Source organism: Streptomyces sp. B1I3 (assembly GCF_030816615.1).
Taxonomy (GTDB): domain Bacteria; phylum Actinomycetota; class Actinomycetes; order Streptomycetales; family Streptomycetaceae; genus Streptomyces.
In genome coordinates this window covers 6864556-6887600 of sequence record NZ_JAUSYD010000001.1, presented here as the reverse complement: position 1 = coordinate 6887600, position 23045 = coordinate 6864556, and the positions used below count along the sequence as shown (strand labels likewise).

25 protein-coding genes are annotated in these 23045 nt (G+C 71.5%); 15 read left to right on the top strand and 10 right to left on the bottom strand.

What is annotated here, in order from left to right:
* Positions 1–16 precede the first annotated feature (16 nt).
* Positions 17–892 (top strand): acyl-CoA thioesterase II, encoded by an 876-nt coding sequence (locus QFZ58_RS31375; RefSeq protein ID WP_307128238.1) that lies wholly within the window; start codon positions 17–19, stop codon positions 890–892.
* 84 nt (positions 893–976) lie between these two features.
* Here the strand turns inward: QFZ58_RS31375 and QFZ58_RS31370 are convergent, their stop codons facing one another.
* The gene (locus QFZ58_RS31370) at positions 977–1207 is read right to left on the bottom strand and encodes a DUF6011 domain-containing protein (protein WP_373428618.1); all 231 of its coding nucleotides are present in this window, start codon (positions 1205–1207) and stop codon (positions 977–979) included.
* 48 nt (positions 1208–1255) lie between these two features.
* Here QFZ58_RS31370 and QFZ58_RS31365 point away from each other — a divergent pair, with 48 nt between their 5' ends.
* The 3 genes from QFZ58_RS31365 (at position 1256) to QFZ58_RS31355 (ending at position 4901) form a co-directional block, all read left to right on the top strand.
* Positions 1256–1948, top strand: a complete 693-nt coding sequence (locus QFZ58_RS31365; protein ID WP_307128237.1) for a hypothetical protein — start codon at positions 1256–1258, stop codon at positions 1946–1948.
* A 375-nt stretch (positions 1949–2323) separates the two neighbouring features.
* Entirely contained in the window at positions 2324–3274 is a 951-nt protein-coding gene (locus QFZ58_RS31360) for a DUF389 domain-containing protein (RefSeq protein WP_307128236.1), read from the top strand.
* 292 nt (positions 3275–3566) lie between these two features.
* Positions 3567–4901, top strand: a complete 1335-nt coding sequence (locus tag QFZ58_RS31355) for a chloride channel protein (protein ID WP_307128235.1) — start codon at positions 3567–3569, stop codon at positions 4899–4901.
* Here the strand turns inward: QFZ58_RS31355 and QFZ58_RS31350 are convergent.
* The gene (locus QFZ58_RS31350) at positions 4855–5289 is read right to left on the bottom strand and encodes a hypothetical protein (RefSeq protein ID WP_373428617.1); all 435 of its coding nucleotides are present in this window, start codon (positions 5287–5289) and stop codon (positions 4855–4857) included. The genes QFZ58_RS31355 and QFZ58_RS31350 overlap by 47 nt on opposite strands.
* Before the next feature lie 145 nt (positions 5290–5434).
* Between QFZ58_RS31350 and QFZ58_RS31345 the strand changes: the two genes are divergently transcribed.
* From QFZ58_RS31345 to QFZ58_RS31335, 3 genes are all read left to right on the top strand, one after another.
* Positions 5435–6010: a helix-turn-helix domain-containing protein gene (locus QFZ58_RS31345; RefSeq protein WP_307128233.1), complete on the top strand. Its 576-nt coding sequence runs from the start codon at positions 5435–5437 to the stop codon at positions 6008–6010.
* 64 nt (positions 6011–6074) lie between these two features.
* A complete protein-coding gene (locus QFZ58_RS31340) occupies positions 6075–6617 on the top strand; it encodes a GNAT family N-acetyltransferase (protein ID WP_307128232.1) in 543 nt (180 codons plus the stop codon).
* A 32-nt stretch (positions 6618–6649) separates the two neighbouring features.
* Positions 6650–7141 (top strand): glutathione peroxidase, encoded by a 492-nt coding sequence (locus tag QFZ58_RS31335; RefSeq protein WP_307128231.1) that lies wholly within the window; start codon positions 6650–6652, stop codon positions 7139–7141.
* Between the two features lie 49 nt (positions 7142–7190).
* On the opposite strand, the gene QFZ58_RS31330 is transcribed toward QFZ58_RS31335, so the two are convergent.
* On the bottom strand, positions 7191–8417 hold the full coding sequence (locus QFZ58_RS31330; protein ID WP_307128230.1) for an acyl-CoA dehydrogenase family protein: 1227 nt from the start codon (positions 8415–8417) through the stop codon (positions 7191–7193).
* Between the two features lie 179 nt (positions 8418–8596).
* Here QFZ58_RS31330 and QFZ58_RS31325 point away from each other — a divergent pair, with 179 nt between their 5' ends.
* The gene (locus QFZ58_RS31325; RefSeq protein WP_307128229.1) at positions 8597–9247 is read left to right on the top strand and encodes a TetR family transcriptional regulator; all 651 of its coding nucleotides are present in this window, start codon (positions 8597–8599) and stop codon (positions 9245–9247) included.
* 14 nt (positions 9248–9261) lie between these two features.
* Here QFZ58_RS31325 and def read toward each other — a convergent pair whose 3' ends face one another.
* Positions 9262–9807 carry a peptide deformylase gene (def, locus tag QFZ58_RS31320; protein WP_307128228.1) on the bottom strand — a complete coding sequence of 182 codons (546 nt, stop codon included), beginning with the start codon at positions 9805–9807 and terminating at the stop codon, positions 9262–9264.
* A 114-nt stretch (positions 9808–9921) separates the two neighbouring features.
* On the opposite strand from def, the gene QFZ58_RS31315 reads away from it, so the two are divergent.
* From QFZ58_RS31315 to QFZ58_RS31285, 7 genes are all read left to right on the top strand, one after another.
* On the top strand, positions 9922–11160 hold the full coding sequence (locus QFZ58_RS31315) for a MurT ligase domain-containing protein (RefSeq protein ID WP_073750015.1): 1239 nt from the start codon (positions 9922–9924) through the stop codon (positions 11158–11160).
* A 34-nt stretch (positions 11161–11194) separates the two neighbouring features.
* Entirely contained in the window at positions 11195–11923 is a 729-nt protein-coding gene (locus tag QFZ58_RS31310) for a type 1 glutamine amidotransferase (RefSeq protein WP_307128227.1), read from the top strand.
* Positions 11924–12126: 203 nt separating this feature from the next.
* Complete coding sequence (locus tag QFZ58_RS31305) at positions 12127–13152, top strand: 6-phosphofructokinase (protein WP_307128226.1); 1026 nt, start codon at positions 12127–12129, stop codon at positions 13150–13152.
* Between the two features lie 111 nt (positions 13153–13263).
* On the top strand, positions 13264–14214 hold the full coding sequence (locus QFZ58_RS31300) for a cytochrome c oxidase assembly protein (RefSeq protein ID WP_307128225.1): 951 nt from the start codon (positions 13264–13266) through the stop codon (positions 14212–14214).
* A gap of 66 nt (positions 14215–14280) precedes the next feature.
* On the top strand, positions 14281–14439 hold the full coding sequence (locus QFZ58_RS31295) for a hypothetical protein (protein WP_014157621.1): 159 nt from the start codon (positions 14281–14283) through the stop codon (positions 14437–14439).
* 568 nt (positions 14440–15007) lie between these two features.
* Positions 15008–15721, top strand: a complete 714-nt coding sequence (locus QFZ58_RS31290) for a 1-acyl-sn-glycerol-3-phosphate acyltransferase (RefSeq protein ID WP_307128224.1) — start codon at positions 15008–15010, stop codon at positions 15719–15721.
* Between the two features lie 65 nt (positions 15722–15786).
* The gene (locus QFZ58_RS31285) at positions 15787–16836 is read left to right on the top strand and encodes an NAD(P)-dependent oxidoreductase (RefSeq protein WP_307128223.1); all 1050 of its coding nucleotides are present in this window, start codon (positions 15787–15789) and stop codon (positions 16834–16836) included.
* Between the two features lie 119 nt (positions 16837–16955).
* Here QFZ58_RS31285 and QFZ58_RS31280 read toward each other — a convergent pair whose 3' ends face one another.
* From QFZ58_RS31280 to QFZ58_RS31255, 6 genes are all read right to left on the bottom strand, one after another.
* Positions 16956–18533 carry an alpha/beta hydrolase gene (locus tag QFZ58_RS31280; protein ID WP_307128222.1) on the bottom strand — a complete coding sequence of 526 codons (1578 nt, stop codon included), beginning with the start codon at positions 18531–18533 and terminating at the stop codon, positions 16956–16958.
* A gap of 325 nt (positions 18534–18858) precedes the next feature.
* A complete protein-coding gene (locus tag QFZ58_RS31275) occupies positions 18859–19626 on the bottom strand; it encodes an urease accessory protein UreD (RefSeq protein WP_307128221.1) in 768 nt (255 codons plus the stop codon).
* Entirely contained in the window at positions 19623–20300 is a 678-nt protein-coding gene (ureG, locus tag QFZ58_RS31270; protein ID WP_307128220.1) for an urease accessory protein UreG, read from the bottom strand. The genes QFZ58_RS31275 and ureG overlap by 4 nt, the downstream gene beginning before the upstream one ends.
* 33 nt (positions 20301–20333) lie before the next feature.
* Positions 20334–20999 carry an urease accessory protein UreF gene (locus tag QFZ58_RS31265; protein ID WP_307128219.1) on the bottom strand — a complete coding sequence of 222 codons (666 nt, stop codon included), beginning with the start codon at positions 20997–20999 and terminating at the stop codon, positions 20334–20336.
* 17 nt (positions 21000–21016) lie between these two features.
* Entirely contained in the window at positions 21017–22738 is a 1722-nt protein-coding gene (locus QFZ58_RS31260) for an urease subunit alpha (protein WP_307128218.1), read from the bottom strand.
* Positions 22731–23042, bottom strand: coding sequence for an urease subunit beta (locus QFZ58_RS31255; protein WP_307128217.1), 312 nt, complete (start codon positions 23040–23042; stop codon positions 22731–22733). Before QFZ58_RS31255 ends, QFZ58_RS31260 begins: the two co-directional genes overlap by 8 nt.
* Positions 23043–23045: the final 3 nt, after the last annotated feature.

Here is a 23045-nt window from a genome sequence, read left to right as displayed (position 1 = left end):
AGAGGAGACGCACCGCATGACGAACCCCGCCGAGCGCCTGGTCGACCTGCTCGACCTGGAGCGGATCGAGGTCAACATCTTCCGTGGCCGCAGCCCCGAGGAGTCCCTGCAGCGGGTCTTCGGGGGGCAGGTCGCGGGGCAGGCGCTGGTCGCGGCCGGCCGCACGACCGACGGGGACCGCCCCGTCCACTCGCTGCACGCCTACTTCCTGCGGCCCGGCCGCCCGGGCGTGCCCATCGTGTACGACGTCGAGCGGGTGCGGGACGGCCGGTCCTTCACCACCCGGCGGGTGACGGCCGTGCAGCAGGGCCGGACGATCTTCAACCTCACGGCGTCGTTCCACCGCCCCGAGGAGGCGGGCTTCGAACACCAGCTGCCGCCCGCCCGCACGGTCCCCGGCCCGGAGGAGCTGCCGACGGTCGCCGACGAGGTGCGCGAGCACCTGGGCGCACTGCCGGAGGCACTGGAGCGGATGGCCCGTCGGCAGCCCTTCGACATCCGCTACGTCGACCGGCTGCGCTGGACACGGGAGGAGACCGAGGACGCCGACCCGCGCAGCGCCGTGTGGATGCGCGCGGTCGGCCCGCTGGGGGACGACCCACTGGTGCACACCTGCGCGCTGACGTACGCGAGCGACATGACGCTGCTGGACGCCGTCCGGATCCCGGTCGAGCCGCTGTGGGGGCCGCGGGGCTTCGACATGGCGTCGCTGGACCACGCCATGTGGTTCCACCGGCCGTTCCGTGCGGACGAATGGTTCCTGTACGACCAGGAGTCGCCGATCGCGACGGGCGGCCGGGGTCTGGCGCGAGGTCGTATCTACGACCGCCAGGGACAATTGCTGGTGTCCGTGGTGCAGGAGGGGCTCTTCCGGCGGCTCGGCGACGCCTAGGGCGGGTTTCGAAAGTAGCGTCGTCTGCCCGAAGGGCAGGCGGGACTTTCGAAACACGCCCTAGCGGTGCTTGCTCGGTGCGGATCAGGTGCCGGGCAGCGGGTCCTGGTCCACCCCGTGCCGTCGGGTGCGGATGTCCGGCCCGGCGGGGTGCAGCTTGGCGTCGCAGGCCGGGCCCAGGCCGGTGCGGCGTGACTCCGTGCCGGTGAGGGGGCGCCCGCACAGGGCGCAGCGCACCGGGCGGGGGGCCTCGCGGCGGCGGGCTTCCGGCTGCGGTCCGGGGAAGAGGGCGGGCAGGGGTTCGGGGGATTCCACCTACGGATCCTCTCAGGCGGGTACGACACATCACGGAGAGGCACAGCGGTGAGCAGGGTACTGAGGACGGGGCCCGTGCCACGCGGCGCGGGGGCGGTGGCCGAGGCCGGCGCGCCTGCTCCGGCGGTGCAGCTGGTGCTGTGCGCGGACGGCTCGGGGCCGGAGCGTGTGGTGGCGTACGTGGAGCGCGAACTGCCGCCGGGCGGGATACCCGCGTACCGGGCAGCACGGGGCAGCGGTGCGCGCTCCTTCGTGCTGTGGGCGGACGAGCACCGCCGGCAGCGGCTGGCCACCCTGGTGACCGTGTCGGCCGGGAGCGGTGTCGCGACGTATCAGGTGCTCGGCGCGCACGGCGAGCCCATCGGCACGATCGTCCGCGAGAAGGCACTGCGAGGCAGGGGCCTGCGTACCCGCTGGACGGTGACGCCGGCGGGCGGCGTGGACGCGGTGGGCTTCAAGGGCCGGACCTTCTGGTGGTTCGTGTGGTGGCTGCTTTCCCCGCTCCAGACGTTGATCATTGTACTAAGCCTGTTCAGCGGTGACGGCGACGCGGCGCGTGGGCCGCGTCGCATCGTGTGGCGTGCGGGCGGGGAGGTGCCGCTGGAGTTCAGGTCGAAGGGCGACGCGCTGCACCTGCACGCGCCCGGATACGACTGGCGTCTGGGGGCGGCGCTCGTGGCCGTGCTGCGCACGTTCGACAGCTGGCTGCTCGGCCGGGAGTGGGACGACAAGAAGGAGTGACGGCCGGCCCCGCCGCCGGCCGAGCACCTCGCCGGCTCCGTCGGCCGGTATGAACCGCGTGGCGGGCACGGCGGTGCGGATGGTGGAGCTGATCGCGGGTACGGCCCGCGACCGTCGGGTGGCAGTCGCACGGAGCCCCCGCGCTCGCAGTCGGGCAGCGTGGCGAAGTCGCTCGGCAAGCCGGGCCGGGTGCGGCGAACCGGTCGACGACGCCCCGCGCGAAACCGGCGCACGCGTCTGCAGGTCGACCACCGGACCGTGCCCCACTATGGGAGGGTATCGGCGCATGACCGTCGAATATCAGGCGTACCCTCGCGCCGGCCACTGCCCGACAGCCGTACCCGGAGTGTTCCCCCGGCCTCGCGGCGGTGCGGCGTGGACATGATCCACGTCCGCGCCGTCAGCCCCGTGGACCTCACCGACCGGGTCGAGGAGCTGCTCGCGCGGGACCCGTACGTGCTCAACCTGATCGTGCAGCGGGGCGCCGTACGCAACCCCGACGGCGACTCCGTCGCGTGCGACGTGCTGACGGGGGCCGCGAACGAAGTCCTGCGCGGCCTGCGGGAGCTCCAGGTCGACCTGCGCGGATCTCTCGTCATCGAGCCGGTGGACATGGCTTTCTCCGGGCGGGCCTCGGAAAGCGCGACACGCGGGCTGGGGGCGCTCGCCAACGCGCCGGTCTGGGACCAGGTGGAGGCGCGCATCCGGTCCGAGGGAAGGTACGCACCGAGCTTCTACTTCTACCTGGTCATCGCGGGCCTCATCGGTTCGGTCGGCATCGTGACCAACTCCCAGATCCTGATCGTCGCGGCGATGGTCGTCGGCCCCGAGTACGGGGCGATCGTCGCCGTGGCCCTGGGCATCGACAGGAGGAACCGCGCCATGGTCCGCACCGGGCTGTCCGCCCTGTGCGGGGGCCTCCTCCTGACGATCGCGGTCACCCTCCTCTTCAGCCTGCTCATCCGCGCGTTCGGTCTTCAGTCGGACGCCTTCGACCTGGGACTGCGTCCGGTCTCGGACCTGATCAACACCCCCAACTTCTTCTCCTTCGCCGTCGCGGCCCTGGCCGGCGTCGTGGGCATCGTCTCCCTCACGGAGGCCCGCACGAGCGCCCTGCTCGGGGTGTTCATCTCCGTGACGACCATCCCGGCCGCCGCGGCCATCAGCGTCTCCACCGCATTCGCCAGCTGGTCGGAGGCACGGGGCTCGCTCATCCAGCTCCTGGTCAACATCACGGTGCTGATCGTGGTGGGCGCGGCCGCTCTCAGGTGCCAGCGGGCGATCTGGCGGAGGGTGGGCCGGACCCGGGACGGCGGCCGGGGCTGAGGCCGCGGGCCCGCCGGACCCTCGCCGATCCGGGTGGCCGGATCCCGCCCGGCCACCGGAATCGTGTCCCGAGCGGTACTCCGCCCGGACGGGCGGGACCACCGGGCGCCGGTCGATGTGGTGGCCGCGGGTCGCCTCCCCGCAGCCGGGGACGGTGTGACGTGGCCGCCCCTGATTCACCTCCCCTCGACAGCGGGTGCATAGCGGATATGAGGGGACATCGTGGTATCACCGTGGGGACCCGGCGGGCAGTACGGCCCTGCCGGGACCCGAGACCGAGGAGACCATGGCCATGTCGGCCCAACCGGTCGGAGCACCCGGCGCGGAGGCCCCGGATCCGCTCACGGTGGTCCGCAGCCGGGGGTACGCGGTACTCCTGCTCATGGTGGCCGCCCTCGGAATCCCCGTCTCCGCCGCGGCGTTCGGCTTCCTGGCGCTCGTCCACGAGCTCCAGTCCCTGACCTACGAGGACCTCCCCCGCGCGCTGGGCTTCGACGGCACGCCGTCGTGGTGGCCGGTGCCCCTGCTCGCCGTGGCCGGCCTGCTGACGGGAGCGGCCGTCCGCCACCTCCCGGGGACGGGCGGACACGAACCGGCCCACGGTTTCGTGAACACCGGTGCACCGACGGCCGCGGAACTCCCGGGGGTCGCGCTCGCCGCCCTGGCGAGCCTCGGCCTCGGTGCGGTCCTCGGCCCGGAGGCCCCCCTCATCGCCCTCGGCGGTGGGCTGGCCGCGTACGCGGTGCGCCTGCTCAAACCCGGCATCCAGCCGAGCGCCGGCGCCATGGTGGCGGCGGCAGGGAGTTTCGCCGCCGTCAGCGCCCTGCTGGGATCACCGCTTCTCGGCGCGTTCCTGCTGATGGAGGCATCCGGTCTCGCCGGGATGACGCTCGGCCTCGTGCTCGTGCCGGGGCTCCTCGCCTCGGGCATCGGCTCGCTCATCTTCATCGGCCTCGGGTCGTGGACCGGGCTGGGGACGTACTCCCTGGCTCTCCCCCACGTGCCGCACACCTCGCAGCCCACCGTCGCCGAGTTCGCCTGGGCCGTCGCCCTCGGAGTCGCCGCGGCCGTCACGGGCACGGGCATCAGGAGACTCTCCCTCGCCCTGCGGGAACGGGTCGCGCAGCGGCGGATGATCGCGACCGTGGTGATGGGCCTGACCGTCGGTGTACTCGCGCTCCTCTACGCCGAGAGCACGGGGAGGAACGCGTCCGAGGTGCTGTACTCGGGCCAGGACGCCCTCGGCGGTCTGCTCGCCGAGGACGCCACGTACACCGTGGGGACACTCCTCGTGCTGATCGTCTGCAAGGCGCTCGCGTACTCCGCGTCGCTGAGCGCCTTCAGGGGCGGCCCCATCTTCCCTTCGATGTTCCTCGGAGCGGCGGGCGGGCTGGCACTGTCCCACCTGCCCGGACTCGACGCCGTGCCGGGTTTCGCGATGGGCATCGGTGCCATGTGCGTGGCGATGCTCAGGCTGCCGATGACGTCGGTGCTGCTGGCGACGCTGCTGCTGGGATCCGAGGGCGTCACCGCGATGCCGCTCGTGATCGTCGCCGTCGTGGTCTCCTACGTCCTCGTGCTCAGGCTCGAGCGTCCCTCTGCGGCCCCGCGCACAGCGCCCAGATGACGAAGACGTTGATCGCGATGAGGACGATGGACCAGAACGGGTAGTACGGGAGCCACAGGAAGTTGGCGACGGCCAGGAGTCCCGCGAGCAGGACACCGACGGCGCGCGCCCAGAGGGCACCGCTGAAGAGTGCGCATCCGGCGAGGACGACGACGATTCCCAGGATGAGATGCACCCAGCCCCAGCCCGTCAGGCTGAACTGGAACACGTAGTTGCGCGTCGAGACGAACAGGTCGTCCTTGGCGATGGCGGCGATCCCCTCGAAGACGGCCATGGCTCCGCCGAAGATCATCATCACCGCCGCGAAGACGGTCCAGCCGGACGTGGCGGCTTTGCGCGTTCCCGTCGAGTCGTGACCCGTTCGTGACCCACTCATGCTTCCAGCCATGTCGTCCTCCTAGATGTGCAGCCGATGCGCGGCACGGGCGTGCCGTTTTGCGGCTCATACGCCCCTTATCAGGCTGACACGCCATCACCCGATCGGCATGCGGACGGCTCCCCTTTCGTCTCCACCCAGGGATATGATCCCGGATATGAGAGAAGAGCCCGCACCGGAGTCGGTCGACACCCGGCTCGCGGCCCGGCTGGGAGAGCTGCGCACCGAACGCGGCTGGTCCCTGGAGGAGCTGTCGGGCCGGGCCGGGGTGAGCCGCTCGACCCTGTCGCGCCTGGAGCGCGGCGAGCTGAGTCCCACGGCCGCCGTGCTCGGTCAGCTCTGCACGGTGTACGGGCGGACGATGTCGCGCCTGCTGATGGAGGTCGAGGCGGAACCCCCCCAGGTGGTGCGGGCCGCGCAGCAGCTGGTGTGGCGGGACGAGCGGTCCGGGTTCGTGCGCCGCTCCGTCTCGCCTCCGCACGCGGGGCTGCGCGCGGAGCTCGTCGAGGGCACGCTCGACGCGGGCTCCGTCGTCTCGTACGAGAACGCGCCCGTTCCCGGTGTGGAGCAGCACATCTGGGTACTCGAGGGCACGGTCGAGATCACCGTGGACGCCACCGTGCACACCCTGCGTCCCGGGGACTGTCTGCGCTTCCGTCTGCGCGGGCCCTCCCGGTTCCGCTGCCCCGGCCCGGAACGGGTCCGCTACGCCCTGATGATCGTCCTGCCGTGACGTCGCCCCGCCGGCTCGTCACCGGCCGGCATGGCGCCGGCCGTGAACACGAAAGGTCCGCTCCATGACCGAGATCGTCCCCGTCTCCGGACCCGAACTCGTCACCTATGCCGACGAACTGGCCGCTCTGCTGATCGAGACCGTGGAAGGCGGTTCCTCGGTGGGCTTTCTGGCACCGCTCGACCGGGGCACCGCCGCCACCTGGTGGCGGGAACGCGCCGCCTCCGTCGACGCCGGACACCACCAGGTGTGGATCGCCCGGGACGGCGAGCGGGTGGTCGGCTCGATCGGCCTGGTCAAACCGGCTCTGCCCAACGCCCGCCATCGGGCCGAGGTCGCCAAGCTGATGGTTCGCCCGTCGGCCCGCGGACACGGCATCGGCCGCTCCCTGCTCGCGGCGGTGGAGCGGTCGGCCGCCGACGAGGGACTGACGCTGCTGATCCTGGACACCGAGACCGGAAGCCCGGCCGAGAAGCTGTACCGCTCGTCGGGCTGGACGGAATGCGGGTCCGTCCCGGCGTACGCGGGCGACCCCGAAGGGGTCCTCAGGTCGACCACGTTCTACTACAAGACCGTCGGCCCCCTGGGTCCGCGACCCGCACAATGAGCAGTGACGTCACGCTAACGAGGAGAACACCCATGTCCCTGCACGACATCCAGCTCCGCACCCTCACCGGCGAGCCGACCACCCTGGGCGCCTACAAGGGCTCGGCGGTCCTGCTGGTCAACGTCGCCTCCCGGTGCGGCCTCACCCCGCAGTACGCGGGGCTGGAGCGGCTGCAGAAGGAGTACGGGGACCGTGGCTTCACCGTGCTCGGGGTTCCCTGCAACCAGTTCGCGGGCCAGGAACCCGGCACCGCCGAGGACATCCAGACCTTCTGCTCCACGACGTACGGGGTCAGCTTCCCGCTCCTGGAGAAGACCGACGTCAACGGCGAGGAGCGGCACCCCCTGTACACCGAGCTGACGAAGCTCGCGGACGCCGAGGGTGCGGCCGGTGACGTCCAGTGGAACTTCGAGAAGTTCCTGATCTCCCCGGCCGGTGAGCCGGTGGCCCGCATCCGCCCGCGGACCGAGCCGGAGGCTCCCGAGGTCGTCGCGGCCATCGAGGCGCAGCTGCCGCAGCGGTGACGAAACGCGCAAGGGCCGGACCGGCATCCGGTCCGGCCCTTGCGCCGCGCTAGCGGATGGGCATCCCCGACAGGGTCCGGGCGATCACCAGGCGCTGGATCTCGCTCGTGCCCTCGAAGATGGTGTAGATCGCCGCGTCCCGGTGCATGCGCTCCACGGGGTATTCCCGGGTGTAGCCGTTGCCACCGAGGATCTGCACGGCCTGGGCCGTGACGGACTTCGCCGTCTCGCTCGCGTAGAGCTTCGACATCGACCCCTCCGCCGAGGTGAACGGCTTGCCGGCGCTCGCCATCCAGGACGCGCGCCAGACCAGCAGCCGGGCGGCGTCGATCTGCGTACGCATGTCGGCCAGCTGGAAGGCGATGCCCTGGTTGTCGATGATGGGGCGGCCGAACTGGGTCCGGGTCTTCGCGTAGTCGAGGGCGACCTCGTAGGCGGCGCGGGCCGTACCGACGGCCATCGCGCCGACGGCCGGGCGGGAGGCCTCGAACGTCGCCATCGCCGCGTTCTTGACCCGCTCGCCGCCGGCCGCGGCGCGCTCGCGGGCGCGGGCCAGGCGCTCGTCGAGCTTCTCCTTGCCGCCGAGCAGGCAGTGTCCGGGCACCCGGACGTCCTCGAGGACGACCTCGGCGGTGTGGGAGGCGCGGATGCCGTGCTTCTTGAACTTCTGCCCCTGGGAGAGGCCCGGCGTGGCCGGCGGGACGATGAAGGAGGCGTGCCCCTTCGACCCGAGCTCCGGGTCGACGACCGCGACGACGACATGGACATTGGCGATGCCGCCGTTGGTCGCCCACGTCTTCGTCCCGTTGAGGACCCATTCGTCCTTGGCGGCGTCGTACACCGCGCGGGTGCGCATCGAGCCGACGTCCGAGCCCGCGTCAGGTTCGGAGGAACAGAAGGCGGCGACCTTCACGTCGTCCGCGTCCCCGTACATCTGGGGGATCCAGGTGCCGATCTGCTCCTCGGTGCCGTTGGCGAGGACGCCGACGGCGGCCAGGCCCGTCCCGACGATCGACAGGGCGATACCCGCGTCACCCCAGAAGAGCTCTTCCATAGCCACGGGGATGCCGAGACCCGTAGGGTCGAAGAACTGCTGGGCATAGAAGTCGAGGGAGTAGATGCCCACCTTGGCCGCCTCCTGGATGACGGGCCAGGGCGTTTCCTCACGCTCGTCCCACTCCGAGGCGGCCGGGCGGATCACGTCGGCGGCGAAGCCGTGAAGCCAGTCACGGACCTGCTTCTGGTCATCGTTGAGCTCGAGCGTGAACTCGGCCATGTTCCCTCCATGCACTTCCGGATCAACCGTACGTTACTCGCGGTAACAACAGTCTGTTACCGACAAGTAGCCACTGTCAACCGGTCAGCCGCGGATCCGCGCGCAGCGGGGCGGGGTGTTACGTTTCCCGGGCGCCAGGAGCGCACGCAGGACAGCCGGCCGGGGCGGGGAGAGACACGATGGAGACCACACGAGGGGCCGAACGGCAGCGGACCGCGGCCGAGCGCCGCCGCCGGGAGCTGCTCGAGGCCGCGGACCGGGTGGTGCTCAGGGACGGCCCGCAGGCGTCGATGAACGCGATCGCCGCGGAGGCCGGGATCACCAAACCCATCCTCTACCGCCACTTCGGCGACAAGGGCGGGCTGTACCGCGCACTCGCCAAGCGCCACACCGACGCCCTGCTGAGTGCCCTGCGGGCCGCGCTCGACGCCCCCGCGGAGCGGCGCGCGCGCGTCGAGGCGACGCTGGACACCTACCTCGCCGCGATCGAGGCGCGCCCGCAGGTCTACCGGTTCCTCATGCACCCGGCCGACGACGCGGCCCCCGCACCTGAACAGGGATTCGACGTCGGCCGGCACTCCGCCCCCCTGCTGCGCCGCCTCGGCGAGGAGCTGGGCAAGGTGATCGTCGAACGGATCGACCTCGGCCCGGACAGCGAGCAGATGGCCCGCATCTGGGGCCACGGCATCGTCGGCATGATGCACGCGGCCGGGGACTGGTGGCTGGGCGACCGCCCGTGTTCCCGCGAGCAGTTGGTACGCAGCCTCGCCGACCTCATCTGGGGCAGGCTGGCCGACGCGGGCGACCTGCCGGGCGGCCCGGGCTTCTGAAGCGACGGCCGGCGTCAGCCGGCCCGCCCCCACGGCGCACGGCGGGCCGCACGCAGTGCCCTGGCGCGGCGCAGCCCGGTCAGCCGGTCCGTGTAGACGCGGCCGTCCAGATGGTCGCACTCGTGCTGGAGGCAGCGGGCGAACCAGCCCGTACCCGTGATCCGCACGGGCTCCCCCGTCACGGTCATGCCCTCGACCACCGCACGGTCGAAACGCGGGGTACCGGCTTCGATGCCGGGAAGTGAAAGACATCCCTCCGGGCCGCGTACGGTGATCCCGTCCGCCTCGACGAGTACGGGATTGACGACATGGCCCAGGTGCCGCACCTCCTCGTCATCCGGGCAGTCGTAGACGAACACCTTGAGCGGGACGCCGATCTGGTTGGCGGCGAGCCCGACGCCCTGGGCGGCGTACATGGTGGCGAACATGTCCTCGACCAGCCGGGCCAGCGAGGGGCCGAAGTCGCTGACGTCCTCGCAGGGGCTGTGGAGCACCGGGTCGCCGAGCAGGCTCATGGCGTGCACGAGACCGGAACTGCCGGGGATCGGGCGGTTTCGCATGGGCAGAAGCGTACGTTCCACGTCACCTCCACGTTCCGCGTGGTGCCGCGGTGCGGTCGTGGCGCCGGACATCGATAGGCTGGGCGCGGACCGATGCAAGGAGGATCTAGGACGATGGCAGGCAACACGGAGCCGTTGTCGCCGCGGGCCAAGCTCGCCGTGACGGCGGGCAAGGCCGCGGCGGCGGTGTCGCGCGCTGCGGGGCGCGGCAGCGGATCGGTGATCGGCGGCCGGGTGGCGCTCAAGCTCGACCCCGACCTGCTGGGGCGGCTGGCGCAGCACCTGGACGTGATCCTCGTGTCCGCGACGAACGGAAAGACCACCACCACGCGGCTGATCGCCGAGGCGCTCCGCGCCGCGGGCCCCGTCGTGTCGAACGCGCTCGGCGCCAACATGCCCGCGGGGATCACTTCCGCGCTGGCGGGCGGTTCGGACGCGAAGTACGGCGTGATCGAGGTCGACGAGAAGTACCTCGCCGGGGTCGCCCGCGACACCACCCCGAAGGTGATCGCGCTGCTCAACCTCTCCCGCGACCAGCTGGACCGGGCGGCCGAGACCCGGATGCTGGCCGAGAAGTGGCGTGAGGGCCTCTCCGGCTCCAAGGCCGTGATCGTGGCCAACGCGGACGACCCGCTGATCGTCTGGGCGGCTTCCTCCTCGCCCAACGTCGTGTGGGTCGCGGCGGGACAGGCGTGGAAGGACGACGCCTGGTCCTGCCCGTCCTGCGGCGGCGTGATGCAGCGCCCCGGCGACGACTGGTTCTGCGGCGAGTGCGGTTTCCGCCGCCCCGCCCCGAGCTGGGCGCTCAACGGCGACTACGTCCTGGACCCGCACGGTTCGGCGTGGCCGATCCACCTGCAGCTGCCGGGCCGGGCCAACAAGGCCAACGCCACCAGCTCGGCCGCCGTGGCCGCCGTCTTCGGCGTGCCGCCGCAGGTGGCGCTGGAGCGCATGTACCAGGTGCAGGCCGTGGCGGGCCGGTACGACGTGGTCTCCTTCCTCGGCCGTGAGCTGCGGTTGCTGCTGGCGAAGAACCCCGCGGGCTGGCTGGAGACGTTCTCCCTCATCGATCCGCCGCCCACGCCGGTGATCCTCTCGGTGAACGCCCGGGGCGCCGACGGCACGGACACCTCCTGGCTGTGGGACGTCGACTACACCCAGCTGTACGGCCACCCGATCTTCGTGCTCGGTGACCGCAAGCTGGACCTCGCGGTCCGCCTCGAGGTCGCCGGACTCGACTTCCGCGTCTGCGAGACCCTGGACGAGGCCGTCCAGATGGCCCCGCCCGGCCGCATCGAGGTCATCGCCAACTACACCGCCTTCCAGGATCTGCGCCGTCGTGTCGGCAACTGACCCCCGCGCGGGCCACCCCCGGAGAGGACGAAGCATGAGCAACAACGGTCTGCGGCTGGTGTGGGTCTACCCCGACCTCCTCAGCACCTACGGCGACCAGGGCAACGCCCTGGTGGTGGAGCGCCGGGCGCGGCAGCGCGGCCTCGACGTGGCGCGCGTCGACGTACGCAGCGACCAGCCCATCCCGACCTCGGGCGACATCTACCTGATCGGTGGCGGTGAGGACCGGCCGCAGCGCCTGGCGGCGGAGCGGCTGCGCCGCGACGGCGGACTGAGCAGGGCCGCGTCCAACGGCGCGATCATCTTCTCGGTCTGCGCGGGCTACCAGATCCTCGGCCACGAGTTCATCAACGACCTCGGCGAGCGCGAGCCCGGCCTCGGCCTGCTCGACGTGGTCTCCACGCGGGGCGAGGGCGCGCGGTGTGTCGGCGACGTGCTCGGCGACATCGACCCGAACCTGGGGCTGCCGCCGTTGACCGGATTCGAGAACCACCAGGGCGTCACCCACCTCGGCCCGACCGCCAGGCCCTTCGCCCGTACGCGTATCGGCCGGGGCAACGGCACGGGAGACGGTACCGAGGGCGCGTACAACGACACGGTCTTCGGCACGTACATGCACGGTCCCGTGCTGGCGCGCAATCCGCTGATCGCGGACCACCTGCTGAAGCTGGCGCTCGACGTGAACGCGTTGCCGCCGACCGACGACCGGTGGTACGAGGCGCTGCGTGCCGAGCGGATCGCCTCGGCGACCCAGCCCGCCTGACGTCCACCGGCCGTCCGTCAGCCTCCCGGGTGGCCCTCTTGCCGACAGGGCGTGCACGCCCGGGAGGTCTTGTGGACGGCCGGTGGACGTCCAGCAGTCGGACGGTGGTTTCGGTCCCGCCCCCTTGCGCCGGTAGGGTGGCGGGGATCCAACCGGACGACGTGGTCCGGTCGTCGGCCCACGTTGCAAAGGTTCTCCGGGCAATGCGAATTGGTGTGCTCACCTCCGGCGGCGACTGCCCCGGCCTCAACGCCGTCATCCGTTCCGTCGTGCACCGTGCAGTGGTCGACCACAGCGACGAGGTCATCGGCTTCCACGACGGCTGGAGGGGCCTCCTCGAGTGCGACTACCGCAAGCTCGACCTCGACGCGGTCGGCGGAATCCTCGCCCGGGGCGGCACCATTCTCGGCTCCTCCCGGGTCCAGCCCGCGCATCTGCGTGACGGCGTGGAGCGGGCCAAGGGCCACGTCGCCGACCTCGGCCTCGACGCGATCATCCCCATCGGCGGCGAGGGCACGCTGAAGGCGGCCAATCTGCTCTCCGAGGCGGGGCTGCCCATCGTCGGTGTGCCCAAGACCATCGACAACGACATCGCCTCCACCGATGTGACGTTCGGCTTCGACACGGCCGTAGGGGTCGCGACGGAGGCGCTCGACCGTTTGAAGACGACTGCCGAATCGCACCAGCGGGTGCTGATCGTCGAGGTCATGGGGCGGCACACCGGCTGGATCGCCCTGCACTCGGGCATGGCGGCGGGCGCCCACGCCATCGTGGTCCCCGAGCGGCCCTTCGACATCGACGAGCTGACCGCCCTCGTCGGTCAGCGCTTCTCGGACGGCAAGAAGTTCGCGATCGTCGTCGTCGCGGAGGGCGCCAAGCCGCGCGCGGGCTCCATGGAGTTCGACCAGGGCAAGAAGGACATCTACGGTCACGAGCGCTTCGCCGGCATCGCGACGCAGCTCTCCGGCGAGCTCGAGCAGCGCCTCGGCAAGGAGGCCCGCCCGGTGATACTGGGCCACGTCCAGCGCGGTGGTACCCCGACCGCGTACGACCGGGTCCTCGCCACCCGCTTCGGCTGGCACGCGGTGGAGGCGGCGCACCGCGGCGAATTCGGCATGATGACGGCGCTACGCGGTACCGACATCAGGATGGTTCCCCTGGCCGCGGCCGTGGAGACCCTGAAGACGGTCCCGGCCGAGCGTTACGCCGAGGCACAGGTCGTCCTCTGACGGACGCGGCGCTCCATGGACTGCCCCCGGCCGCATCTGCGGCCGGGGGCAGTTCTACTCTGGACCGGACAACCGGCACGAAACGGGGACGTCCCCAGCGGGAGTGAACAGATGGAGCACAGCGGGCACGGCACGAACATGGATCTGCCGCCGTTCACGCTGGGACGTGGGCTCGAATTCTCCGCGGACCCGTTCTTCCTGATCGGCTGCGTCGCCGCGCTGGCCCTCTACGGCTACGGGGTGCTGCGCCTGCGCAGGCGGGGCGACGGCTGGCCGGTCAACCGGCTGGTGTTCTTCGTGCTCGGCGTGCTGTCGATCGCCCTGGCCATGTGCACGCGGCTCAATGACTACGGCATGGTCATGTTCAGCGTCCACATGGTGCAGCACATGGTCATCAGCATGGTCTCGCCGATCCTGCTGCTCCTGGGCGCCCCGGTGACGCTGGCGCTGCGGGCGCTGCCGGTGGCGGGGCGGGGCCGCACCGGTCCGCGCGAGCTGCTGCTCAAGCTGCTCCACAGCCGTTACATGAAGGTCATCACCCATCCGGTGTTCACGATCCCCCTCTTCATCGCGAGCCTGTACGGCCTCTACTTCACCCCCCTCTTCGACTTCCTGATGGGCTCGAAGACCGGCCACATCGCGATGATGGTGCACTTCCTGGCGGTCGGCCTGGTGTTCTTCTGGCCGATCATGGGCGTCGACCCCGGACCGCACCGGCCCGGGTACGTGATGCGGATGCTGGAGCTCTTCGCCGGTATGCCGTTCCACGCGTTCTTCGGCATCGCGCTGATGATGGCCAGCCAGCCGATGGTCCGGGCGTACGAGAACCCCCCGGCCTCCCTCGGCGTCGACGCGCTGAGCGACCAGTCCGCGGCGGGGGGCATCGCCTGGGCCTTCAGCGAGATCCCGTCCGTCCTGGTGCTGATCGCGCTGGTCTTCCAGTGGTACCGCTCCGAGCAGCGGACGGCCAAGCGCTCCGACCGTGCGGCGGACAGGGACGGCGACCAGGAGCTGAACGCGTACAACGCGTATCTCGCCTCATTGCAGGCCCGCGGACAGTAGCGGCGAAGGTGCCTGCGGGGTGACCATGGCTGCAACGGCCGTGCGGCCGGTGAGGAGCGTGTGCTCATGCCCGGATCCACGAAGACCATGGGAGTGCTCACCGTGGGAACGCTCGTCGCGGTGACGGCGTACACGGTGGCGCTGGGGAGCAACGGCTGGCTCTGGTTCGGCTGGGTGGTGCTGGGGCTGGCCACCCTGGGCATGCTCGCCACCCGGGACACCTGAGCCGGCGCCCGAGCGCTCCGGCAGCGGCACCGGCACGGGGCCGCTGCCGGCGGCCTCGTCCGGGGTCCGCGGTGGTTCGCCTCGAGGGCGGCCGCGTAGGAGGCGTTCCGGAACTCGTCGGTTCTTCCACCTGAGCGCTGTCCGGCACGGCCGTCGGTCGAGCGCGAACCGTACGGCCCTGCGGTGTGCGGCTGCGGCTGCGGCTGCGGCTGCGGCTGCGGCAGACCCTGCTCCTGGCCCGTCCGCGCGTCTTCCCCTGGTCCGCCCCGCATGATCCGCTCGGCGGGGAGGGTCTGCCCCGCCCTCCCCCGCTCTCCCTCTGCCCCGGTGTCCGGGTCGGTCGCCGCGTTCCGGCGCGTCTTGCCGCGGCCCCCGGGCGACCAGGGCCTCGGATGGCCGAGCCGCCCTTCGCCGTCGCCGGTGGCACGCATCCCCGGTCGAAGCTGCCCGATACCGGGCTACGATCGATCGGCGGAGACGGGTGGCGGGTCCGAGATGCCGTAGGAGTCTCCCGTGTCCTGACAGAGCGCGACCGCATGGCCCGATCCAGCAGACTTGGGGAGAGATCGTGTTCTACTACCTGCTCAAGTACGTCGTCCTGGGGCCCCTGCTCCGTCTGGTGTTCCGGCCCCGCATCGAAGGGCTGGAACACATTCCCGAGGACGGGGCGGCCATCGTCGCGGGCAATCACCTGTCGTTCTCCGACCACTTCCTGATGCCCGCGATCATCAAGCGCCGGATCACCTTCCTCGCCAAGGCCGAGTACTTCACCGGTCCCGGCATCAAGGGGCGGCTCACTGCGGCCTTCTTCCACAGCATCGGCCAGATTCCGGTGGACCGATCGGGCAAGGAGGCGGGACAGGCGGCGATCCGTGAAGGGCTGGGGGTGCTGAGCAGGGGGGAACTGCTCGGCATCTATCCGGAGGGCACCCGTTCCCACGACGGACGGCTGTACAAGGGCAAGGTCGGGGTCGCGGTCATGGCGATCAGGGCGGGGGTCCCGGTGATTCCCTGCGCGATGGTCGGCACCTTCGAGATCCAGCCGCCTGGGCAGACCATGCCCCGGATCAAGCAGGTCACCATCCGCTTCGGGAAGCCGCTGGACTTCTCCCGCTATGCCGGCCTGGAGGACCAGAAGGCAGCGATCCGGGCGGTCACGGACGAGATCATGTACGCCATCCTCGGCCTGTCCGACCAGGAGTACGTCGATGAGTACGCGTCCAAGGTGAAGGCCGCGCACACTGCCGAGCAGCCCAGGAAGTTCCCGCGCCGGCAACGCTGAGCGAAGAATCTGCTGTCGGCCGATCACCCTGGCCGGGCGGGACGCGATCGCCGTAGCGTTCCCGCATGAGCAGAGGACGAGCGTTCGTACTGGGTGCCACGGGGCAGATCGGGCGGGCCACGGTGCGCGCCCTGACACGGGACGGCTGGGAGGTGACGGCCGCCTCGCGCGGGGGCCGTCGCGACAGCACCTGGGACGCGGACGTGCGCGTCGCATTACTCGACCGCGGTGAGAAGGGCGCGCTCGCCACGGCACTGGGCGACGGCTGTGACGTCCTGGTCGACATGATCGCCTTCGGCGAGGAGCACGCCGCACAGCTGACGCGCCTCTCGGACCGGATCGGTTCGGCGGTCGCCATCTCCAGCGGCGCCGTGTACGCGGACGGCCGGGGCCGCAGCTTCGACACGCAGGACGAGCCCGGCGGCTTCCCGCAGTACCCGGTGCCCATCCCCGAGGACTGTCCGACGGTCGCGCCCGGCCCGGCGACCTACGGCACGCGCAAGATCGCATGGGAGCAGGCCCTCATAGCCGCCTCCGCCCGGCTGCCGGTGACCGTGTTGCGCGCGGGCGCTGTCCACGGTCCGCACGGTCGTACGCCGCGCGAGCTGTACTTCGTCAAGCGGGTGCTCGACGGCCGTCGTCGCCGGGTGCTCGCCCATGGTGGAACGAGCAGGTTCGGCCCGGCCCATGTCTCCAACATCGCCGAACTGGTGCGGCTCGCGGCTCTGCGGCCCGGCACGCGGGTGCTCAACGCCGCGGATCCTTACGCCCCGACCGTCGCCGAGATCGGCGAGGCGGTCGACGCGGTCATGGGGTGGCGGAGCGAGACGGTCCTGCTGGAGCCGGCCGCCCCGCAGGCGGGCCTGGGCCGTACCCCCTGGACCGCGGAGCATCCGGTCGTCTACGACATGTCGGCCGCCGAGCGGGAGTTGGGATACGTGCCGGTGACGGGCTATGCCGAGTCGCTGCCGGCGACGGTCGAGTGGCTGACCGGACGGCTGCGGCGGTACGACGACGACTGGCGTGCCGCGTTCCCCGCGATGGCCGCGGCGTACGACCCGCACGGCGACCTCTTCGACTACGCCGCGGAGGACGCCTGGTTCGGGGAGCGGTGAGGCCGGGGCGGAGCGAGGGCGGCGAGGCGGACCGGAGGCAGCCGGTGAACCGGCCTGAGCCGGGGCCGGTGAGGGCGGCCGGACCTGGGTCCGGCCGCCCCTGGGGTGTCAGCGGCCGGTCACGGCTTCGGGGTGGCGTGCGGGGTGCACGTCACGTCGCGCCGGTCGGTCTTCCCGGTGAGCAGATAGGTGTCCACCCGCTCGTTGACGCAGGGGTTGACCAGTCCGGTGACACCGTGGGAACCGGCGCCCTTCTCGGTGATGAGGCGGGAGCCCTTGAAGCGCTGGTGCAGTTCGACGGCGCCCTCGTACGGAGTGGCGGCGTCACGGGTGGACTGCACGATCAGCACCGGAGGCAGTCCCTTGCCGGTGCGGACGTCCAGCGGGGTCTGCTGCCTGGACGGCCAGGTCGCACAAGGGAGGTTCATCCAGGCGTTGGCCCAGGTCATGAACGGGTGATCCTCGTGCAGCCGGGTGTTGTCGCGGTCCCACTTCCGCCAGCTGGTGGGCCACTTGGCGTCCGCGCACTCCACCGCCGTGTACACGGCGTTGCTGTTCTCCGAGGACGCGTTGCCCGCGACGTCCGACAGGTCGGGCGCCGCCGCGTCGATCAGCGCCTGGGTGTCGCCACCCAGGTACTCGCTCCACGTCCGGGCGACGGGCGCCCAGGCGGAGTCGTAGTACGGAGCGCTCTGGAAGAAGCCGATGAGCTCGGCGGGTCCGACGAGGCCCCCGATCGGGTTCTTCTTGGCCGCCGCGCGCAGCGTCAGCCACGCCTGCTCGACCTTCTCAGGGGTGTCGCCGATGTGGTAGGCGGCGTCGTTCTTTGCGACCCACGCCTTCCAGTCGTCCCACCGGGTCTGGAAGGCGATGTCCTGGTTGAGGTTGGCCTCGTACCAGATGTTGCTCTTCTCGGGGTTCACCACGCTGTCGACGACCATGCGGCGTACGTGGTCCGGGAAGAGGGTGCCGTAGACCGCGCCCAGGTAGGTGCCGTAGGAGACGCCCAGGAAGTTGAGCTTCCTCTCACCGAGCGCGGCACGGATGACATCCAGGTCGCGAGCGGTGTTGGGCGTGGTCATGTGCGGCAGCATGTCGCCGCTGCGTTCGGCGCAGCCGTCCGCGTACTCGGCGGCGAGCTTGCGCTGCGCCCGCTTGTCGGCCTCGTCGTCGGGCACCGGGTCGGCCTTCGGCGCCTTGACGAACTCCTGCGGATCCACACAGGAGATCGGTGCCGAGTGGCCGACACCACGCGGGTCGAAGCCGACGAAGTCGTATGCCTTCGCGGTGTTCGCCCACAGCGGGTTCTTGGTGACGATGCGCTTCGGGAACGCCATGCCGGAGCCGCCGGGGCCCCCGGGGTTGTAGAGGAGTGCCCCCTGACGCTCGGCCTTCGTGCCCGTGCTGACGTGACGGTCGACGGCGAGTCGGATCTGCTTGCCGCTCGGCTTCGCGTAGTCGAGCGGCACGGTCACCCAACCGCACTGGATGGGCGCGGAGATCGCCCAGTCGGCCGGACAGTCCGTCCAGTCGATGCCGGCTCTCTCCGCCCGGGCTGCGGCGAGCTGTACGCCGCGCGCCTCCGGGTTGCCGTGGTGACGGCTGTCGGCGCTTGCGGCGGGCGCGGCTATCGCGCCCGCTATGAGCGTGCCCGCGATCAGAGTGCCGGCCGAGCCGAGCACTGCTGTGCGTCTCAAGTGGAACCTCCCCCTGGGTGGTGCGCCGCTCGCGGCGGCGCAGGTGTTCGTGCGTCCAGCGGATCCTTTCGTCTGTGGGGTTGCTGAGAACAGGGCGTACACGTGTTTCTTTACCGAACCAATAACCGGTGCTCCGCGTCCCGCTGAGCGAACCATGGGCAGCAGGGCCGACCGGCCCGCGGCGTGCGGTGCGGGCGCGGCAGGGCGCCGCAGCGCCGTGCCGGCGGCATGGTGGGGGTGTGTCACCCGCTCCGGGCGGTGCCGCGCCGGGCGCCGTCGGCGGGCTCGCGGGCTCCGCGGACACCGCCCGGACCCGGCGGGCCGTTCACGCTCCGTGGGACAGCTCGTGCAGTGCCTCGTCCAGTACGCCACGCAGCAGCCGGGCGTCGGCGGCGAGCGCCGTCATCAGCACGGCGGGTCCGGCCAGCGGGGTGAGCACGGCACTGGGGCCGAGAGGTCGCGGACCAGGAGGTCTGTCCTGGAACGCGGGGTCGACGAGCAGGAGTTGGCCGACGGCCCGGTGACCGCCCAGAACGGCCGTGCCGTCCCAGCCGCCGGGTGCGGCGGGCCCGTACGCCAGTTGCTGGTCCAGCAGCGGCCGTCCGGCCAGGTGGACCGTCAGCCGGGTGGAGAGGCTGCCCGTGTTCTCACCGTACCGGCCCAGGATCTGCTCCTCCCGCAGCACCAGACTCGCCCCGGCGGCGAGTTCGACGTGTGTGGTCATGGCGAGCTCGCTGCCGTGGGCGGAGACGAGCTGCTCGGGAAGCCAGCGGAGCACCGCCCCCTCCCCCACGCTCAGTCTCATGTCGTACGACGCGGGGCCCGCGTCCGGCCCGGGGCCCGGGAGCGCCACGGTCGCTGCGGCGGAGTCCACCAGCAGCCGGGCCCCGGCGTCGGCCCGCGCCTCGATGGTCAGCCGGTCCCCGCCGAGGGGCGCGCTCATCGCGCCGACGACGGTGACGCGCGCGAACGCGGCCTCGAGGGCTCTGGTGCGGCGCACGGCGAGCGGCCCGTCGCTCTCCAGTACGGGCAGAGCGGTGGAGCCGCGGCCGTCGGGGACCGCGGTGATCCGGGCGGTGGCCTCGACGCTCATGCGGTCCAGGCGGCGAGCTGCGCCCGCACCCAGTCGGCCACGGGCGCGACGCCGTCCACGGTGGTCAGGGAGGTGAAGAGGACCGGGAGTTCACCCCGCTGGGCGGCGGCGTCGAGAGCCATTCGCTCCAGGTCGGAGCCGACGTACGGGGCCAGGTCGGTCTTGTTGATGACGAGGAGGTCGGCGGTGGTCACGCCGGGGCCGCCCTTGCGCGGGATGTCGTCGCCACCCGCGACATCGATCACGAAGATCTGGGCGTCCACGAGCCCCTTGGAGAACGTGGCGGTGAGGTTGTCGCCGCCGGACTCGACGAGGATCAGGTCGAGCGGGCCGACGGAGTCCTCCAGGTCCTCGACGGCTTCGAGGTTGGCGGAGATGTCGTCGCGGATGGCGGTGTGGGGGCAGGCCCCGGTCTCCACGGCCTGGATGCGCTCGGGTGGCAGCACAGCGTTGCGGAGCAGGAAGGCGGCGTCCTCCTGGGTGTAGATGTCGTTGGTGACGACGGCGATGGACAGCCGGTCGCGCAGGGCGCGGCAGAGGGCTGCGACGGTCGCGGTCTTCCCGGATCCGACGGGTCCGCCGAGGCCGATGCGCAGGGCGCGCCGGGCTCCGTCGGGGCGTACGGCGTCGGCGCTGACCGCTGCGGGGCCGTGGTGGGTGTGATCGAGGTGCATGGGTGCGGCTCCTGGTGGGGATGGGCAGGGGATTCAGGACGCGAACAGGCGTACCGGCCAGGCCGCGTGCGCCTCGGCGGTGATGTCGAGGAGCGGGGCGGAGGCGGCGGGCAGCGCGCCGACGCCCTTCCGGGCGGCTGCGGCGGCCTGTTCGGCGACCCGGTCGAGTGCGGGTGCGAGACGGGCGAGGACGGCGGTGGCCTCGAACGGGTCCAGGGAGAGAAGCCGGACCACGGCGGTGGCCGGGCCGCTGACGGATTCGTACGCGGCGCAGTGTGCGACGTCCTCGGGGCCCAGGCCCGCCGCGCGTGCGGTGAGACCGAGCACGACGGGCTGATGGGCGCCGCGGGGCCGGGCTGCCGCGAGCGCGTCGAGCTCGGGGCTGGGCCAGGTGGCCCGCGCGGCCCGCATGAGCTGGCGGCCGAGCTTGCGCGCCACGGTCCGCAGCGCGGGCGACGGAGTCCGGGCGTCGGCGGCCTCGTCGAGGGCGAGCGGGTCGAGTCCGCGGGCCGCCGCGGCGGCGAGTGCCGCCGCGGTGAGTCCGGTGGTGTGGAGCCGGCCCAGGCAGAAGTCCGCCAGGTCCCGGGCGTCGCGGATGTGTCCCGCCTTGACGGCCGGTTCGGCCCCGCCGGAGTGGGCGTGGCCCCCGGCGGGGAACCGGCCGTCGGCGAGGATCAGGAGGGCGGCGCGTGTCGTCATGGGATGCCTGCCCGCCCTCAGAAGAGGAAGTACCGCTGGGCCATCGGGAGTTCGGCGGCCGGTGCGGGCTCGACCCGTTCCCCGTCGATGGTGACGGCGAAACTGTCGGGGTCGACGTGGACCCGCGGCAGTGCGTCGTTCTCCCGCATGTCCGCCTTGGTGATTCCCCGGGTGCTGGTGATCGGCACGAACCGTTTGCCGAGGCCCAGCCGCTGCGGCAGCCCGTCCGCGACTGCCGCTTCGGCGACGAAGTTGACGGAGTTGGCCGCGGGCGCACGTCCCACGGCGCCGAACATCGGACGGGGCAGGACGGGCTGGGGTGTGGGGATGGAGGCGTTGGCGTCTCCCATCTGTGCGTAGGCGATCTGGCCTCCCTTGATGACCGTCTGGGGCTTGACGCCGAAGAACGCCGGGTCCCACAGCACCAGGTCGGCGAGTTTTCCGGTCTCGACCGAGCCGATCTCCCGGTCCAGCCCTTGGGCCACCGCCGGGTTGATCGTGTATTTGGCGACATAGCGACGTGCCCGGTGGTTGTCGGCGGGGCCGTCGCCGGGCAGGGAGCCGCGTCGGCGCTTCATGACGTGGGCCGTCTGCCAGGTCCGCAGAACCACTTCGCCGATGCGCCCCATCGCCTGGGAGTCGGAGGAGATGATCGAGATCGCGCCGAGGTCGTGGAGGATGTCCTCGGCCGCGATGGTCGAGGGACGGATCCGCGACTCGGCGAAGGCGAGGTCCTCCGGGACCGCGGGGTTGAGGTGGTGGCAGACCATCAGCATGTCGAGGTGTTCCTCGATGGTGTTGACGGTGTGCGGACGCGTGGGGTTGGTGGAGCTGGGAAGGACGTACGGCTCCGAGACCACGGTGATGATGTCGGGGGCGTGCCCACCCCCCGCGCCTTCCGTGTGGTACGAGTGGATGGTCCGCCCCGCGATGGCCGCCAGCGTGTCGGCGACGAACCCGGCCTCGTTGAGCGTGTCCGTGTGGATGGCGAGCTGGGCGCCCGTCTCCTCGCACACGCTCAGACAGGCGTCGATGACGGCGGGGGTCGCCCCCCAGTCCTCATGGATCTTGAATCCGAGGGCTCCGGCGCGCAGTTGGGAGTGCATGGCCTCACGGGACATCGTGTTGCCCTTGCCGAGCAGGCCGATGTTGACGGGATACCCCTCCAGCGCCTCGAACATCCGGGCCAGGTGCCACGGGCCGGGGGTGACGGTGGTGGCCTTGCTGCCCTCCGCCGGGCCGGTACCGCCCCCGACGAGCGTGGTGATGCCGGTGGCGAGCGCCTGGTCGACCAGGGTCGGTGAGATGAAGTGGACGTGCGCGTCGATGGCGCCCGCCGTGACGAACTTGCCGTTGCCGGCGATGATCTCGGTCTCCGGACCGATGACCAGCTCGGGATGGACACCGTTCATCGTGTCCGGGTTGCCGGCCTTGCCGATACCGGTGATCCGTCCGTCGCGGATGCCGATGTCGGCCTTGACGATGCCCCAGTGGTCGATGATGACGGCACCGGTGACAACGGTGTCGGGTGCGCCCTCGGCCCGGGTGGTACGCGCCTGGCCCATCGACTCCCGGATCACCTTGCCACCACCGAACACGGCTTCGTCCCCGGCCAGTCCGGGGCCGCCGCAGCGGTCCTCCTCGATCTCGACGACGAGGTCGGTGTCGGCGAGCCGGATGCGGTCGCCGGTGGTGGGGCCGAACAGATCGGCGTAGACGGCACGGCTGAGTTCAGGCATCTAGGGAGCCTCCGATGTCGCCGCGCAGTCCGGGAACTACGCGCAGGCCTGCGAGCGGGACGAGTTCGACGTCGACCGGGACACCGGGCTCGAACCGCACGGCTGTCCCCGCCGCGATGTTGAGCCGCAGACCGCGGGCGGCCGGGCGGTCGAAGTCGAGGCCGGGGTTGGCCTCGGCGAAGTGGTAGTGCGAGCCGACCTGGACGGGTCGGTCCGCGGCGTTGAGGACGGTGAGGCGGGTGACGGGACGTCCCTCGTTGAGGGGCACCGGGTCGTTCGCGTACAGGATCTCTCCGGGAATCATGGG

Excerpts from the sequence above, each read along its gene's own strand:
- QFZ58_RS31325 (WP_307128229.1), top strand. The coding sequence starts at position 8,597 with ATGGAGACCACACGAGGGGCCGAACGGCAGCGGACCGCGGCCGAGCGC.
- QFZ58_RS31285 (WP_307128223.1), top strand. The coding sequence starts at position 15,787 with ATGAGCAGAGGACGAGCGTTCGTACTGGGTGCCACGGGGCAGATCGGG.
- QFZ58_RS31265 (WP_307128219.1), bottom strand. The coding sequence starts at position 20,999 with ATGACGACACGCGCCGCCCTCCTGATCCTCGCCGACGGCCGGTTCCCC.
- QFZ58_RS31310 (WP_307128227.1), top strand. The coding sequence starts at position 11,195 with ATGAGCAACAACGGTCTGCGGCTGGTGTGGGTCTACCCCGACCTCCTC.
- QFZ58_RS31340 (WP_307128232.1), top strand. The coding sequence starts at position 6,075 with ATGACCGAGATCGTCCCCGTCTCCGGACCCGAACTCGTCACCTATGCC.
- QFZ58_RS31315 (WP_073750015.1), top strand. The coding sequence starts at position 9,922 with ATGGCAGGCAACACGGAGCCGTTGTCGCCGCGGGCCAAGCTCGCCGTG.
- QFZ58_RS31330 (WP_307128230.1), bottom strand. The coding sequence starts at position 8,417 with ATGGCCGAGTTCACGCTCGAGCTCAACGATGACCAGAAGCAGGTCCGT.
- QFZ58_RS31255 (WP_307128217.1), bottom strand. The coding sequence starts at position 23,042 with ATGATTCCCGGAGAGATCCTGTACGCGAACGACCCGGTGCCCCTCAAC.
- QFZ58_RS31260 (WP_307128218.1), bottom strand. The coding sequence starts at position 22,738 with ATGCCTGAACTCAGCCGTGCCGTCTACGCCGATCTGTTCGGCCCCACC.
- def (WP_307128228.1), bottom strand. The coding sequence starts at position 9,807 with ATGCGAAACCGCCCGATCCCCGGCAGTTCCGGTCTCGTGCACGCCATG.
- QFZ58_RS31305 (WP_307128226.1), top strand. The coding sequence starts at position 12,127 with ATGCGAATTGGTGTGCTCACCTCCGGCGGCGACTGCCCCGGCCTCAAC.
- QFZ58_RS31295 (WP_014157621.1), top strand. The coding sequence starts at position 14,281 with ATGCCCGGATCCACGAAGACCATGGGAGTGCTCACCGTGGGAACGCTC.
- QFZ58_RS31345 (WP_307128233.1), top strand. The coding sequence starts at position 5,435 with ATGAGAGAAGAGCCCGCACCGGAGTCGGTCGACACCCGGCTCGCGGCC.
- QFZ58_RS31275 (WP_307128221.1), bottom strand. The coding sequence starts at position 19,626 with ATGAGCGTCGAGGCCACCGCCCGGATCACCGCGGTCCCCGACGGCCGC.
- QFZ58_RS31335 (WP_307128231.1), top strand. The coding sequence starts at position 6,650 with ATGTCCCTGCACGACATCCAGCTCCGCACCCTCACCGGCGAGCCGACC.
- QFZ58_RS31375 (WP_307128238.1), top strand. The coding sequence starts at position 17 with ATGACGAACCCCGCCGAGCGCCTGGTCGACCTGCTCGACCTGGAGCGG.
- ureG (WP_307128220.1), bottom strand. The coding sequence starts at position 20,300 with ATGCACCTCGATCACACCCACCACGGCCCCGCAGCGGTCAGCGCCGAC.
- QFZ58_RS31300 (WP_307128225.1), top strand. The coding sequence starts at position 13,264 with ATGGAGCACAGCGGGCACGGCACGAACATGGATCTGCCGCCGTTCACG.
- QFZ58_RS31350 (WP_373428617.1), bottom strand. The coding sequence starts at position 5,289 with ATGGCTGGAAGCATGAGTGGGTCACGAACGGGTCACGACTCGACGGGA.
- QFZ58_RS31355 (WP_307128235.1), top strand. The coding sequence starts at position 3,567 with ATGTCGGCCCAACCGGTCGGAGCACCCGGCGCGGAGGCCCCGGATCCG.